This is a genomic window from Enterobacter cloacae complex sp. SHL001 (assembly GCF_049236825.1).
GTDB classification, from domain to species: Bacteria; Pseudomonadota; Gammaproteobacteria; order Enterobacterales; family Enterobacteriaceae; genus Enterobacter; species Enterobacter hormaechei_C.
The window spans coordinates 272,523-287,657 of the sequence record NZ_JBMKIP010000003.1 but is presented as its reverse complement, the minus strand read 5'-3'; the positions used below and the strand labels follow the sequence as shown (position 1 = coordinate 287,657).

9 protein-coding genes are annotated in these 15,135 nt (G+C 56.5%); 8 read left to right on the top strand and 1 reads right to left on the bottom strand.

Going from position 1 to position 15,135, the window contains the following annotated elements:
• Window positions 1-59 precede the first annotated feature (59 nt).
• The 8 genes from ACOTYH_RS10730 to recD all read left to right on the top strand — a co-directional run bounded on the left by ACOTYH_RS10730 (window position 60) and on the right by recD (window position 13,543).
• Window positions 60-524 (top strand): prepilin peptidase-dependent protein, encoded by a 465-nt coding sequence (locus ACOTYH_RS10730; RefSeq protein ID WP_047726665.1) that lies wholly within the window; start codon window positions 60-62, stop codon window positions 522-524.
• On the top strand, window positions 515-1,075 hold the full coding sequence (locus ACOTYH_RS10725) for a prepilin peptidase-dependent protein (protein WP_032619109.1): 561 nt from the start codon (window positions 515-517) through the stop codon (window positions 1,073-1,075). The genes ACOTYH_RS10730 and ACOTYH_RS10725 overlap by 10 nt, the downstream gene beginning before the upstream one ends.
• A complete protein-coding gene (locus ACOTYH_RS10720) occupies window positions 1,072-1,470 on the top strand; it encodes a DUF2509 family protein (RefSeq protein ID WP_033487600.1) in 399 nt (132 codons plus the stop codon). Before ACOTYH_RS10725 ends, ACOTYH_RS10720 begins: the two co-directional genes overlap by 4 nt.
• A complete protein-coding gene (locus ACOTYH_RS10715; protein WP_023295356.1) occupies window positions 1,455-1,778 on the top strand; it encodes a prepilin-type N-terminal cleavage/methylation domain-containing protein in 324 nt (107 codons plus the stop codon). Before ACOTYH_RS10720 ends, ACOTYH_RS10715 begins: the two co-directional genes overlap by 16 nt.
• Before the next feature lie 12 nt (window positions 1,779-1,790).
• The gene (gene recC / locus ACOTYH_RS10710) at window positions 1,791-5,165 is read left to right on the top strand and encodes an exodeoxyribonuclease V subunit gamma (protein WP_032671941.1); all 3,375 of its coding nucleotides are present in this window, start codon (window positions 1,791-1,793) and stop codon (window positions 5,163-5,165) included.
• A 139-nt stretch (window positions 5,166-5,304) separates the two neighbouring features.
• Window positions 5,305-8,187, top strand: a complete 2,883-nt coding sequence (ptrA, locus tag ACOTYH_RS10705; protein WP_063138592.1) for a pitrilysin — start codon at window positions 5,305-5,307, stop codon at window positions 8,185-8,187.
• Window positions 8,184-11,726, top strand: coding sequence for an exodeoxyribonuclease V subunit beta (recB, locus tag ACOTYH_RS10700; RefSeq protein ID WP_421637731.1), 3,543 nt, complete (start codon window positions 8,184-8,186; stop codon window positions 11,724-11,726). Before ptrA ends, recB begins: the two co-directional genes overlap by 4 nt.
• Window positions 11,723-13,543 carry an exodeoxyribonuclease V subunit alpha gene (gene recD / locus ACOTYH_RS10695; RefSeq protein ID WP_047062376.1) on the top strand — a complete coding sequence of 607 codons (1,821 nt, stop codon included), beginning with the start codon at window positions 11,723-11,725 and terminating at the stop codon, window positions 13,541-13,543. Before recB ends, recD begins: the two co-directional genes overlap by 4 nt.
• A gap of 33 nt (window positions 13,544-13,576) precedes the next feature.
• On the opposite strand, the gene argA is transcribed toward recD, so the two are convergent.
• Entirely contained in the window at window positions 13,577-14,908 is a 1,332-nt protein-coding gene (argA, locus tag ACOTYH_RS10690; RefSeq protein ID WP_015571744.1) for an amino-acid N-acetyltransferase, read from the bottom strand.
• Between the last annotated feature and the right edge of the window lie 227 nt (window positions 14,909-15,135).

The window sequence follows — 15,135 nt, the reverse complement described above, 5'->3', positions numbered from 1 at the left end:
GCTCGTAAAGTTCTGGTTTGACGCTCGCACCGTTTTTGCTATTCCGCCACACTCCCGCCATGAAAAACGAACAAGGCTTTACGCTTATCGAAACCCTTATCGCCGTTTCGCTGACAGTGATCCTCAGCGCCACAGGGCTCTATGGCTGGGACAGCTGGCAGCAGCGGCAGCGGCTTTGGCAAACCGCCTGCCAGGTGCGGGATTACCTGGTGTTTTTGCGCAATGACGCCAACCGTCACAACAGCGAGCACAGGATCGCGCTGCATAACGACGGTGAAAAGGAGTGTCTGGCCAGTTCAGCGGTGACCGGTTGTGACAGCGGCGGACCGTTCGTGATGAAGCCGATGTGGCCCGAGGTCACGATAAGCGACATAACCCCTGCGCTGGGATTTTACGGTTTAAGGGATACCGCATGGGCCGGACATATCCGCGTGCAGAGCCGCGCTGGTGGGTGGTGGGTTATTGTCTCAAATGGCGGACGTATCAGGCTGTGTAATGCCGCAGGAGAAGGTGCATGCCAGTAAATCGAAAAGGGTTTTCCCTGCTGGAAGTGCTTATTGCGATGACGATAAGCAGCATTCTGTTACTCAGCACGTCACGTTTTTTACCGGGGCTACAGCGGGGTGTTTTACTGCAATCCGGACAGCAGGAGCTGGAGGATGAGGTCTGGCAACGTCTGTTCGCGATCGGTAAACAGTTTCAGAGGGCAGGATATTGTGCAGGGCATTGCCAGGGGCAGGGGATGATCATCGGCAGGCAAGGACGATGTGCGATTGTGCTATGGGATGCGAACAGCAACGGCCAGTGGGATAGCACCGCGTCAGAAAACGACAGTACGGGATTCCGGCTTGAGTCCGGATCGCTTGAAACTCTGCGGGGCGCCACATCCTGTGACGGTAAGGGATGGGATAAGCTCACCGACCCGGATCGGGTCCTGATAGAGCAATTTATGGTCACTAAAACCGATCATGATGGCTTTGCGCCGGTCATCAGTATCGAGCTGCGTGCCCGCCGTAAAGGTGAACTGACCGCACCCTTTTCGGCTCGCCATACCGTAACGGGGTTTAATCTGTGAATCGTCAGCGGGGCATGTCATCGCTGGCGCTGGTCCTGCTGTTGCTGGTGCTCGGCACGCTGATCCTCACCGGATTAAATCAGCAGCTGCAAACCTTTAGCACGCTGGTAAGTGGCGAGAGTTTGTCTGTTCGCCAGCAGGCTGCCGTGCAATCTGCACTGGAGTGGGGGCGCGTTCAGGAATGGGTTTTACAGCCAGAGGTTCAGTGCAAACAGACACAACGTTTGCGGGTCTGTATAAGGCTGTTTGGGGCGCGTGTGTTGCTTATTGCCGGCAATGACAATCTATTGCTATGGCGAGGCGGGGACATCTCGGAGGGGCAGATACGCTTTTCCGCCCACGGCTGGAGTGATTTCTGCCCCCTTAAGGAAAGTACGCTATGTCAGTTACCCTGAGCAGACAAAAAGGATTTAGCATGGTTGAGGTTTTGCTGGCAATGATGTTGCTGGTTGTGGTTGTGATGGCGTTATCCGGCTATCATCGCGCGCTGGCAGCCCGGTATGCGGCGCTTAGCCAGTATCGTCAGCTATGGCATCATGCGTGGAATCAGTCGCAGATCTCAACATTAACGCTCCCGCCGGGCTGGCAGGTCAGTCGGGGGCAGACAACACAGTCCGGATGTGTCAGCATCACGGTCACACTTATTTCTCCTATGGGGCGGCAGGGCGCGTTGACGCGTCTGCATTGCCCGGTTAGCCGCTAGTCGGGAGCGTTTATGCTAAGGGTTTACCACTCAAATCGTCTGGATGTGCTGGAAGCACTGATGGAGTATATCGTTGAGCAAGAGCGTCTTGACGATCCGTTTGAGCCAGAAATGGTGCTGGTGCAGAGCACCGGTATGGCGCAGTGGCTGCAAATGTCCCTTTCGCAGAAATTTGGCATTGCGGCGAACATCGATTTTCCGCTGCCCGCGAGCTTTATCTGGGAGATGTTTGTTCGCGTCCTGCCGGATATTCCTGAGCAGAGCGCCTTCAACAAACAAAGCATGGCCTGGAAACTGATGACGCTGCTGCCGGACATGCTGGCGCATGATGAGTTTGCCATGCTGCGCCACTACCTGAATGACGACACCGACAAGCGTAAACTTTTCCAGCTTGCCTCACGTACTGCCGACCTTTATGACCAGTATCTGGTTTACCGTGCAGAATGGCTGATTCGCTGGGAAGCGGGAGAATTAGTCGATGGGTTACCGGAAGCGCAAATCTGGCAGGCGCCGCTCTGGAAAGCGCTGGTCGAGCATACCGGGAAACTCGGTCAGCCTAAGTGGCACCGTGCTAACCTGTACGATCGCTTTATCTCAATACTTGAGAACAGCGCAGAACGGCCAGCCCGTTTGCCGTCACGCGTGTTCATTTGCGGTATCTCCGCGCTGCCGCCTGTCTACCTGAACGCGCTAAAAGCGCTCGGTAAGCACACTGATATCCATATCCTCTTTACCAACCCGTGTCGACACTATTGGGGGGATATTCAGGATCCGCGCTGGCTTTCACGACTGGTCACCCGCCAGAGAAAGCGCCTCTTTGAAGAGCGCGCCGTGCCGCTGTTTAAAGACAGTGAAAACGCGGCGCAGCTTTTTGATGAAGAAGGGATTCAGAACCTGCCGAACCCGCTGCTTGCCTCGTGGGGCAAGCTCGGACGCGACTATATTTATCTGCTTTCTGAAATCACCTCTTCGGGAGAAGGGGATGTGGATGCGTTTGCGGATATTACGCCGGACAGCCTGCTGCACAATATTCAGCTTGATATTCTGGATTTGGAAAACCGTGCCGTTGCCGGGATCACTGCCGAAGAGTTTGCGCGAAGCGACAAGAAGCGAAAACTGGATCCTGACGATCGCAGTATCGCGATCCACGTTTGCCACAGCCCACAGCGTGAAGTTGAAATTCTTCATGACCGCCTGCTGGCCATGTTACAGGACGATCCAACCCTGACACCGCGCGATATCGTGGTGATGGTGGCGGATATCGACAGCTACAGCCCGTTTATTCAGGCGGTATTTGGCAGCGCAACGGGCGACCGCTATCTGCCCTACGCAATCTCTGACCGTCGCGCTCGTCAGTCACACCCGGCGCTACAGGCCTTTATCAGCCTGCTTTCGCTGCCTGATAGCCGGTTTATCTCTGAGGATGTGCTGGCACTGCTGGATGTGCCTGTTCTGGCCGCACGTTTCAACATTAACGAAGAGGGGTTGCGCTATCTGCGCCAGTGGGTCAACGAATCTGGTGTCCGCTGGGGTATCGACGATGATAACGTCCAGGAGTTCGAACTGCCTGCGACCGGCCAGCATACCTGGCAGTTTGGCCTGACGCGCATGCTGCTGGGGTATGCTATGGAGAGCATCCACGGCGAATGGAATGACGTGCTGCCGTACGATGAATCCAGTGGGTTGATCGCGGAACTGGTTGGTCACTTAGCCTCGCTGCTTATGCAGCTCAACCGCTGGCGCCGTGCGTTGATGCAGCCCCGCCCGCTCGAAGAGTGGCTGCCGATTTGCCGCGAAATGCTGAATGATTTCTTTCTGCCGGACAGCGAAACTGAAGCCGCCATGGCGCTTATCGAGAAGCAGTGGCAGGCCATCGTTGATGAGGGGGTTAATTCGCACTATCACGAGGCGGTTCCTCTTTCGCTTCTTCGTGATGAGCTGACGCAACGTCTCGATCAGGAGCGCATCAGCCAGCGCTTCCTTGCGGGGCCGGTGAATATTTGTACCCTGATGCCAATGCGTTCAATCCCGTTCAAAGTGGTCTGTCTGCTTGGCATGAACGACGGTATTTATCCGCGTGCGCTTCCACCTCTGGGTTTTGATCTCATGAGCGCACAACCGAAGCGGGGCGACCGCAGCCGCCGCGATGATGACCGTTATCTCTTTCTTGAGGCGCTGATGTCTGCGCAAAGCAGGCTGTATATCAGCTATATCGGACGTTCAATTCAGGATAACAGCGAGCGTTTCCCGTCTGTGCTGGTGCAGGAGCTGGTGGACTACATTGGACAGAGCCACTATCTGCCGGGCGATGAAGCCTGCAACTGCGACGAAAGCGAACGTCGGGTGAAAGCGCATATCACCTGTCACCATAGCCGTATGCCGTTTGATCCTGTCAATTACGTTCCTGATGAACTGCAAAGCTACGCCCGCGAGTGGCTTCCCGCAGCGAAGAAAGCGGGGACGCCGCAAACCGATTTTATTCAGACGCTCGAACCGCGCGTCATAGATACCCTCTCGTTTGAGCAGCTACAGCGTTTTTGGGCACACCCGGTCCGGGCTTTTTTCCAGCAACGCTTGCAGGTGAATTTCCGCTCTGAAGAGAGCGAAATCCCCGATGCGGAACCGTTTATTCTTGATGGGCTGGAGCGTTTTAAGCTTAATTCCCAGCTTCTGAATGCGCTGGTTGACGAAGAAGACGCCAGTAAACTGTTCCGACGTTACAGGGCGTCGGGATTACTTCCGTATGGTGCATTCGGCGAAATCGTCTGGGATGCCCAGTGCGAGGAGATGCGAGCGCTTGCTGACCGCGTTATCGCGTGTCGGCAGCCGGCGAGCAGCATTGAAATCGATCTCGATTGTAACGGTATGCACCTCAGCGGCTGGCTCACGCACGTGCAGTCTGACGGGCTGCTGCGCTGGCGGCCATCCATGCTCAGCGTTTCACATGGCCTGCAACTCTGGCTCGAACATCTTGTCTACAGTGCGAGTGGTCACGAAGGTGAAAGCCGGTTGTTTGTACGTAAGGACGGCGAATGGCGTTTCCCGCCGATGGAGCCTGAGCAGGCGTTGACGTATCTGTCGCTTTATATTGAAGGTTACCGTCAGGGCATGAACAAACCTCTGCTTTTGCTGCCTGAAAGTGGGGGGGCGTGGATAAAAGCCTGTTACGACGCGCAGAATGATGCCATGTTAACGGATGAGGCTTCGCTCCAGAAAGCGCGCAGCAAGTTTTTGCAGGCCTACGAAGGGAACATGATGGTACGTGGCGAAGGTGACGATGTCTGGTATCAACGTTTATGGCGAACGCTGGAGCCAGAATATTTCGACATTATCACCCTGGAGGCGCAACGCTACCTGTTACCGTTGTTCAAATTTAATCAGTCCTGAGTGCTGTATAAAAATTGCGCAGTATGAGGTGTTCATTTATGATGCACCTCTTATCACGGACTGATGTACCCAAAGAAAGAGATGCTGGCGTGTCCAGCACGCACGTTGTTAATGATGTAGCCGTGAAAAAGAGGTCGTAATGCCAGGCAGCACCTTGTTCAAAGCGTTTGTTTTGTTTATCGCCCTTTGGGCTCCCGTCACTCAGGCCGATTCCGGTTGGCAACCTGTCAAGGAAACAATCCGTAAGAGCGATAAGGACACCCGTGAGTATCAGGCGATTCGTCTTGATAACGGGATGACCGTGCTGCTGGTTTCCGATCCTCAGGCGGTGAAATCGCTCTCCGCGCTGGTTGTGCCGGTGGGTTCGCTGGAAGATCCTGACGCCCACCCTGGACTGGCGCACTACCTTGAGCACATGACGCTGATGGGCTCTAAAAAATACCCACAGCCTGACAGCCTGTCCGAATTTCTGAAAATGCATGGCGGCAGCCACAACGCCAGTACCGCGCCGTATCGCACCGCGTTTTACCTGGAAGTGGAAAATGATGCGCTTGATGGGGCGGTGGACCGTCTGGCGGATGCCATCGCCGCACCGCTGCTGGATAAAAAATACGCTGACCGTGAACGTAATGCCGTGAACGCCGAACTGACGATGGCGCGCACGCGAGACGGTATGCGCATGGCGCAGGTTAGCGCTGAAACCATCAATCCGGCGCACCCGGGTTCGCGCTTCTCAGGCGGCAACCTTGAAACGCTGAGCGACAAGCCAGGTAGCCCGGTGCTCGATGCGCTGCATGCGTTTCGTGAAAAATACTATTCCGCCAATCTGATGAAAGCGGTTATCTACAGCAATAAACCGTTGCCGACGCTGGCAAACATGGCCGCGCAGACCTACGGCAGGGTGCCAAATAAAAATATCGATCTGCCGCAGATTAACGTGCCGGTTGTCACGGACGCGCAAAAAGGCATTGTTATTCATTATGTGCCGGCCTTGCCGCGCAAGGTGTTACGCGTTGAATTCCGTATTGATAACAACACGGCGCAGTTCCGCAGCAAAACCGACGAGCTGGTGACGTATCTTATCGGCAACCGCAGCCCGGGTACGCTCTCCGACTGGCTGCAAAAGCAGGGGCTGGTGGAAGGTATTCGCGCTGACTCCGATCCCGTTGTAAACGGGAATAGCGGCGTGCTGGCCATCTCCGCGACGCTGACCGATAAAGGGCTGGCTCACCGGGACGACGTCGTTGCGGCCATTTTCAGTTACCTCTCTCTGCTGCGCGATAAAGGGGTCGATAAACGCTACTTTGACGAGCTGGCGCACGTGCTGGATCTCGATTTCCGCTATCCCTCTATCACGCGTGATATGGACTACGTTGAGTGGCTGGCAGATACCATGATCCGCGTGCCGGTGGAACATACGCTGGATGCGGTAAATATTGCCGACCAGTATGACGCCGGAGCGCTCAAAGCGCGACTGGCGATGATGACTCCGCAGAATGCCCGCGTCTGGTATATCAGCCCGAACGAACCGCATAACAAAATGGCCTACTTCGTTGATGCCCCGTATCAGGTTGAAAAAATCAGCGAACAGACCTTCGCGGGCTGGCAGAAAAAGGCGGGGGAAATTGCGCTGACGTTACCGGAACTTAACCCCTACATCCCGGACGATTTCTCGCTGATCAAACCCGCAAAGGCGTATCCGCACCCGGAGCTGATTGTTGATGAGCCGACGCTGCGCGTGGTCTACACCCCAAGCCGCTATTTCGCCGACGAGCCAAAAGCGGATGTTAGCGTGGTGCTGCGTAACCCCAAAGCTATGGACAGCGCCAGAAACCAGGTGCTGTTTGCGCTTAACGATTATCTGGCCGGTATTGCTCTCGATCAGCTCAGCAACCAGGCTGCCGTTGGTGGTATCAGTTTCTCCACCAACGCCAATAACGGCCTGATGGTGAATGCCAACGGCTATACCCAGCGTTTGCCGCAGCTGTTCCAGGCGCTGCTGGACGGTTATTTCAGCTATACGCCTACGGAAGAACAGCTCGAGCAGGCTAAGTCCTGGTATGCCCAGATGATGGATTCTGCCGAGAAGGGTAAAGCCTACGATCAGGCGATTATGCCAGCACAGATGCTGTCGCAAATTCCGTACTTCCAGCGCGAAGATCGCCGCGCGTTATTGCCCTCAGTCACCTTAAAAGAGGTGCTGGCTTACCGTGATGCGCTGAAAACCAATACCCGTCCGGAGTTCCTGGTTGTAGGGAATATGAGCGAAGATCAGGCTAAAACGCTGGCGCAAAACGTCCGTGCGCAACTGGGTTCAAAAGGCGATGAGTGGTGCCGTAACCAGGATGTGCTGGTAGAGAAAAAGCAGAACGTGATCTTCGAAAAAGCGGGAAGCAGCACGGATTCCGCGCTGGCCGCGGTGTTTGTCCCTGTCGGTTATGACGAATTTACCAGCTCTGCCCAGAGTGCTGTTCTCGGTCAAATTATTCAGCCGTGGTTTTACAACCAGCTGCGCACCGAGGAGCAGCTGGGCTATGCGGTATTCGCTTTCTCTATGAATGTGGGCCGTCAGTGGGGGCTGGGCTTCCTTCTGCAAAGCAGCGACAAGCAACCCGCTTACCTGTGGCAGCGTTATCAGGCGTTCTTCCCGCAGGCGGAAGCAAAACTGCGCGCCATGAAGCCGGAAGAGTTTGCCCAGATCCAGCAGGCGGTTATCGCCCAGGTGATGCAGCCGCCGCAGACGCTGGGTGAAGAGGCCTCGCAGCTGAGCAAAGATTTTGATCGCGGTAATATGAAATTTGATTCGCGTGATAAAATAGTGGCCGAAATAAAACAGCTGACGCCACAAAAGGTTGCCGATTTCTTCCATCAGGCGGTAGTAAAACCGCAGGGTATGGCCATCCTGTCTCAGGTTTCTGGCAGCCAGAACAGGAAAACGGACTACGTAAAATCAAAAGAGTGGACCGTCTGGAAGAGCGTCAGCGCGCTGCAACAAACTATGCCCTGGAGTAAGAAAGAATGACCCATACCGCTGAGCCGCTTGATCCCCTAAGTTTACCTCTACAGGGTGAGCGACTGATTGAAGCCTCAGCGGGAACGGGAAAAACCTATACCATCGCCGCGCTCTATCTGCGTCTGCTGTTGGGGCTCGGCGGCAACGCCGCTTTTTCGCGCCCGTTAAGCGTGGAAGAGCTGCTGGTGGTAACCTTCACCGAAGCGGCCACTGCCGAGCTGCGTGGCCGTATTCGCAGCAACATTCATGAGCTGCGCATCGCCTGTTTGCGTCAGACAACGGATAACCCCCTCTACGCGAGCCTGCTGGACGAGATTGCGGATAAGCAACAGGCTGCGCAATGGCTGCTGCTGGCCGAGCGGCAAATGGATGAAGCGTCCGTCTTCACCATTCACGGTTTTTGTCAGCGCATGTTAAGCCTGAATGCGTTTGAATCCGGCATGCTCTTTGAGCAGCAGCTTATTGAAGATGAATCCGAGCTTCGCTATCAGGCCTGTGCGGATTTCTGGCGTCGTCACTGTTATCCATTGCAGCGCGACATTGCCGAAGCGGTTCACGCCCTGTGGAAAGGTCCGGAAGAGCTTCTTCGCGCCATCGACCGTTACCTGCAAGGCGAAGCGCCGGTCATTAAATCTCCGCCGCCTGCCGATGAAACGCTGGCCTCGCGCCATGAAAAGATCGTCGCCAAAATTGCGGCGCTTAAGCATAAGTGGAATGAGTCGGTTGGTGAAATTGATGCAATCATCGAAAACTCAGGCATCGACAGACGCAAGTTCAACCGTGGGAACCAGGGGAAGTGGATCGAAAAGATCAGCGTCTGGGCCCAGGAGGAGACGCGGGGCTACCAGCTTCCGGACGCGCTGGAAAAATTTTCGCAGCGCTTTTTGACCGAGCGAACCAAAGCCGACGGCATTGTGCCTGAGCATTCCCTGTTTGTGGCGATTGATGCGCTGCTTGCGGAGCCATTAACGCTCAATGACCTGATGATCACCCGCGCTATGACGGAGATCCGCCAGGCCGTCGCGCGCGAAAAACGTCGCCGGGGAGAGCTGGGGTTTGATGACATGCTGAGCCGCCTGGACGAGGCGCTGTCCAGCGAGAATGGTGAAGCGCTCGCCAGCGCGATCCGTACCCGTTTTCCGGTGGCGATGATTGACGAATTTCAGGACACTGACCCTCAGCAGTACCGCATTTTTCGCCGCATCTGGCGACAGCAGCCCGACACTGCTCTGTTGTTGATTGGCGACCCTAAACAGGCGATTTACGCCTTCCGTGGGGCAGATATCTTCACCTATATGAAAGCCCGTAGTGAGGTTGTCGCGCATTACACGTTAGACACTAACTGGCGTTCCGCGCCGGGGATGGTTAAGAGCGTCAATGCGCTGTTCAGCCGTATGGAGACGGCGTTCATGTTCAATGAAATCCCTTTCCTGCCGGTGAAATCCGCCCCAAAAAACGCATCCCTGCGCTTCGAAGTCAGTGGCGCGGTGCAACCCGCCATGACCTTCTGGCTGCTGGAAGGGGAAGGCTATGGGGTTGCCGACTATCAGGCGGCGATGGCGCAGCACTGCGCCGCGCAAATCCGTGACTGGCTGAGCGCAGGCGCGCGCGGCGAGGCGCTGCTGTGGAAGGGGGAACAGGCGAATCCTGTTAAAGCCTCTGATATTACCGTGCTGGTGCGCAGTCGTCAGGAAGCGGCGCTAATCCGCGATGCGCTAACGCTGCTGGATATTCCGTCAGTGTATCTCTCTAACCGCGACAGCGTGTTCGACACGCTGGAAGCCCAGGAAATGCTCTGGCTGCTTCAGGCGGTGCTGGCCCCGGAGCGCGAAAATACGCTTCGAAGCGCGCTGGCCTGCTCTATGCTGGGGTTGAACGCGCGCGATATAGATGAGCTCAACCATGACGAAAACGCATGGGATGCGGTGGTGGAAGAGTTTGTCCATTACCGTGAACGCTGGCAAAAACGCGGCGTCATGGCGATGCTGCGCGAATTGATGACGCGGCGCCAGATTGCCGAAAATATGCTGGCGTCATCGGGCGGTGAAAGGCGTCTTACCGATATTTTACACATCAGCGAACTGTTGCAGGAAGCCGGCACCCAGCTTGAAAGTGAACATGCCCTCGTGCGCTGGCTGGCGCAGCAAATCGCGGATCCAAACAGTAACGCCGCAAGCCAGCAGATGCGTCTTGAGAGCGATAAGCATCTGGTGCAAATCGTCACCATTCACAAATCGAAAGGTCTCGAGTATCCGCTGGTCTGGCTGCCCTTTATCGCCAACTACCGCGTTCAGGATCAGGCCTATTATCATGACCGCGAGACTTTCGATGCGGTGCTCGATCTCAGCAAGGCGGAAACCAGCGTTGAGCTGGCGGAAGCGGAGCGTCTGGCGGAGGATTTGCGCCTGCTTTACGTGGCGCTGACCCGTTCTGTCTGGCATTGCAGCCTGGGCGTCGCGCCGGTTTTCCGCCGTCGCGGGGAGAAAACAGGGGAGAGCGATTTCCATTTAAGCGCCTTAGGGCGGCTTGTTCAGCGTGGTGAGCCGAAAGATGCGGCGGGGTTGCGCCTCTGTATTGAGTCGCTTTGCGGAGACGATATCGCCCTGCATATCCCTTCTCTGCCAGACAACAGCCGCTGGGAAATGGCGCAAGAGCCCGCGACCGATCTTAACGCGCGCCAGATTACACGGGTGCTTGCCGACGACTGGCGCGTCACCAGCTATTCTGGCCTGCAACAGCACGGGCAAAGTATTGCGCAGGATCTCATGCCGAAGCTGGACGTGGATGCCGCAGGGGTGGGCGATGTTCCGGTTGAACCGACGTTAACTCCACATCAGTTCCCACGCGGCGCGTCACCGGGCACCTTTTTGCACAGCCTCTTTGAAGAGCTTGATTTCACCCAGCCTGTCAGTGAGGAGTGGGTGCTGAAGATGTTGCAGAGCGGAGGCTATGACGCGCACTGGCAGCCCGTTCTCACTGACTGGATCAACGCCATTTTGCAGGCGCCGCTGACGACGCAGGGCTTCTCTCTTCGCCAGTTAACGGCCAAAAATAAGCAGGTTGAGATGGAGTTTTATCTGCCCGTCGCAGGCCCGCTTAAGGCCGACGCGCTCGATGCGCTCATCCGTCAGTACGATCCGCTGTCAGCCGGTTGCCCGCCGCTGAACTTCCGTCAGGTGCAGGGCATGCTGAAAGGGTTTATCGACCTGGTCTTCCGTCACGAAGGACGGTACTACCTGCTGGATTACAAATCGAACTGGCTGGGCGAGAACAGCGAAGCCTATACCCAGCAGGCGATGGCGGCAGCCATGCAAATGCATCGCTACGATCTGCAATATCAGCTCTATACCCTGGCGCTGCACCGCTATTTGCGCCACCGTATTGCGGATTATCGCTACGACGATCATTTTGGCGGTGTCATCTATCTGTTCCTGCGCGGGGTTGATGCTGCCGATCCGCGCTCCGGGATCTTCAGCACTCGTCCGGATGCGGAATTGATTAATAAAATGGATAACCTGTTTGCAGCAAACACGGAGGAGATGGCATGACGATGCAGGACTTATTGCTGGATGCGGTAGAGCAACGCGTGCTGCGTCAGCTGGACGTGCAGTTTGCCATGATGATTGCCGCTGACCAGCCCGCCGTGATGCTTGCCGCTGCCCTGTTGAGTAAAGATGCCGGAGAGGGGCATGTGTGTCTGCCGCTCTCGCGTCTGGTGGTTGACGAGAAAATGCCGCCTGTCCTCCAGTCCTGCTTTGCGCTGCTGGGAGATAAGGTGGACTGGCAGAAAATCTTGCGTGAATCGTCAGCCGTCGGGCCGGGAGACAACCAGGCACCGCTGATCCTTACGGGGGAGCGCTTATACCTGAACCGCCTGTGGCGAAACGAACTGACGGTAGCGCGTTTCTTTAGTGAGACCAATGCGCCGCTTCCCTGCGACGAAGCACAGCTTCGCCAGACGCTGGACAGGCTGTTTGACTCCGGTGAGGCCACAGACTGGCAGAAAGTGGCGGCAGCCGTCGCCCTTACGCGGCGGATCTCGGTGATATCCGGCGGCCCGGGAACCGGGAAAACAACGACCGTCGCAAAGCTGCTGGCAGCCCTGATACAGCTTTCAGGCGAGCAGCGATGCCGTATTCGTCTGGCGGCGCCCACCGGGAAGGCCGCGGCGCGTCTGACCGAATCACTGGGCGGTGCGATGCAACGGCTGCCGCTCACCCAGGAGCAGCTTGCGCTTTTCCCGGGTGAAGCAAGTACTCTGCACCGTCTGCTCGGCGCGCAGCCGGGTAGCCAGCGGCTGCGCTACCATGCGGGCAATCCGCTGCATCTGGACGTGCTGGTGGTGGATGAAGCCTCCATGATCGACCTGACCATGATGTCGCGCCTGATCGATGCGCTGCCACCCCATGCGCGCGTGGTTTTCCTGGGCGATCGCGATCAGCTCGCCTCTGTAGAAGCCGGGGCGGTGCTGGGGGATATCTGTACCTACGCCAGTTACGGTTATACCCCCGCGCGGGCGCAGGAGCTCGCCCGTCTGACCGGTTGCTCGCTTGAACCCGATCACACGCCGATCGCGGGCGCACTGCGTGACAGCCTGTGCCTGCTGCAAAAAAGCTACCGTTTCGGTAGCGACTCCGGCATCGGCCAGCTGGCTGCGGCGGTCAACCGTGGCGACAGGCACGCCACGCGCACGGTGTTTGACGGTTCCTTCACTGACATTGAAAAGAAATCGCTGCAAAGCGGGGAAGAGTATCAGGCTATGCTTGAGGAGGCTCTTCAGGGATACCAGCATTTTCTGAGCTGCGTGCAGCAGCGCAGTCAGCCCGGGCAGGTCATCGCCGCATTTGGCGAATACCAGCTTCTGTGCGCATTGCGGGAAGGGCCGTTTGGCGTCACGGGCCTGAACGACAGGCTGGAGCAACTGCTGGTGCAGAAACGCAAAATTAACCGTCAACAGCATTCGCGATGGTATGAAGGCCGGCCAGTGATGATCTCCCGCAACGACAGTGCGCTGGGGCTGTTCAACGGCGATATCGGCATTGCGCTCGATCGCGGTAACGGACTGCGCGTCTGGTTCCAGCTGCCGGACGGCAGCGTGAAGTCCGTCCAGCCCAGCCGCCTGCCAGAGCATGAAACGGCATGGGCGATGACGGTACACAAATCTCAGGGCTCCGAGTTCAACCATGCGGCGCTGATCCTGCCTACCCAGCTGTCGCCGGTTGTGACCCGCGAGCTGGTCTACACCGCCATTACCCGTGCGCGCCAGCTTCTGTCGCTGTATGCGGATGAGCGCGTGTTGAGTCAGGCGATTGCCACCCGTACCGAGCGCAGAAGCGGATTAAGCGCGATATTTGAATCTGTCTGAGTGAACGCCCTCTCCAGCAGGAGAGGGTGACTGTTATCCCAGGTCCGCCATTAACACCTTCGAGCGGCGCTGGTAGTTGTACATCTCTTTCTTACTTTCCGGCAGGGAATCAATATCCACCGGCGTGAAGCCGCGCTCCTGGAACCAGTGAATGCTGCGCGTGGTAAGCACGAACAGCTTGCTCAGACCCATCTGGCGCGCCTGTGCCGCCACGCGTTCAAGCAGCAGTTCCCCCCGTGAGGAGCTACGGTAATCAGGATGCACGGCGACGCACGCCATTTCGCCAATCTGCTCTTCCGGGAACGGATAAAGCGCCGCACAGGCAATGGTCAGGTTATCCCGCTGAATGATGGTGAACTTGTCGATCTCCATCTCCAGCTGCTCGCGGGATCGGCGAACCAGAATTCCCTGTTGTTCCAGCGGACGGATCAGCTCCAGAATGCCGCCGATATCGTTGATGGTGGCACGGCGGATCTGCTCGGCGCTCTCCATGACGATCTGCGTACCGATCCCGTCACGGGAGAACAGCTCCTGCAACAGCGCGCCGTCTTCCTGATAGCTGATCAGGTGGCTGCGGCGCACCCCGCTACGGCACGCTTTAACGGCGCCGCGCAGAAAACGCACGGTACCGGAATAGTAATCGCCTTCTGCTTCCAGCGCTTCGACGCGCGCCTGGGCTTCATTCGGAAAAAGTTCTGGCACAATCACGCCCTCATCGTTCACGACACCCTGTGAGGAGCAAAAGCCGATCATTTTTTCCGCTTTCAGCTTGATGGCCAGCTGGGTGGCAATCTCTTCTGAGGTCAGATTAAAACTTTCACCCGTTACGGAGACGGCAACAGGGCCCATCAGAACGATCGCGCCATTGTCTAACTGGCGGTGAATGGCTTCTTCATCAATACGGCGGATGCGGCCGCTGTGGCAGTAATCCACGCCATCGTCCACGCCGAGCGGCTGAGCGATGATAAAGTTGCCGCTCACCACGTTGATGTGCGCGCCCTGCAACGGCGTATTATTCAGGCTCATCGACAGGCGGGCGGTGATATCGAGCTGCAACAGACCCGCCGCCTGTTTGACCAACTCGAGGGTTTTCGCATCCGTCACGCGCGTGTGTTTGTGGTAGATCGGCTCATGGTGATGGGCGGCCAGGTTGGCTTCAATTTGCGGACGTGCGCCATACACCACCACCAGACGGATGCCGAGGCTGTGCAGCAGGCCGATATCATTGACGATGCTGGAAAAGTTTTCATGCTCAATGGCTTCGCCGCCAAGCATGATGACAAACGTTTTTCCCCGATGGGTGTTGATATAGGGAACAGAATGGCGGAATCCCTGGACCAGTTCGGTTCTGCGTTCCTTAACCATGACACAACCCTTAGTGAATGTTTATTCGTAATTTCTGTATTTTTATTCGATTGTGGCCGCGTGTGCAAGCCTAAATTTTCTGCGACCCACAGAAAATAATAAGTAATCCGTGCGTTAACGTATGATTGTTTACCCTTTTATAGATGACAGTTTATGCGTCATTCGTTAAAGTTTTCGGTCAATTTGGGCGTTTTGTTCATCAATCAGATTTCTTGCTCGGGAGAAGC

What these genes read in the sequence shown, in the direction of transcription:
- ACOTYH_RS10730 (WP_047726665.1), top strand. Translation starts at nt 60, where the DNA reads ATGAAAAACGAACAAGGCTTTACGCTTATCGAAACCCTTATCGCCGTT.
- recB (WP_421637731.1), top strand. Translation starts at nt 8,184, where the DNA reads ATGACCCATACCGCTGAGCCGCTTGATCCCCTAAGTTTACCTCTACAG.
- ACOTYH_RS10725 (WP_032619109.1), top strand. Translation starts at nt 515, where the DNA reads ATGCCAGTAAATCGAAAAGGGTTTTCCCTGCTGGAAGTGCTTATTGCG.
- recC (WP_032671941.1), top strand. Translation starts at nt 1,791, where the DNA reads ATGCTAAGGGTTTACCACTCAAATCGTCTGGATGTGCTGGAAGCACTG.
- ptrA (WP_063138592.1), top strand. Translation starts at nt 5,305, where the DNA reads ATGCCAGGCAGCACCTTGTTCAAAGCGTTTGTTTTGTTTATCGCCCTT.
- recD (WP_047062376.1), top strand. Translation starts at nt 11,723, where the DNA reads ATGACGATGCAGGACTTATTGCTGGATGCGGTAGAGCAACGCGTGCTG.
- ACOTYH_RS10715 (WP_023295356.1), top strand. Translation starts at nt 1,455, where the DNA reads ATGTCAGTTACCCTGAGCAGACAAAAAGGATTTAGCATGGTTGAGGTT.
- argA (WP_015571744.1), bottom strand. Translation starts at nt 14,908, where the DNA reads ATGGTTAAGGAACGCAGAACCGAACTGGTCCAGGGATTCCGCCATTCT.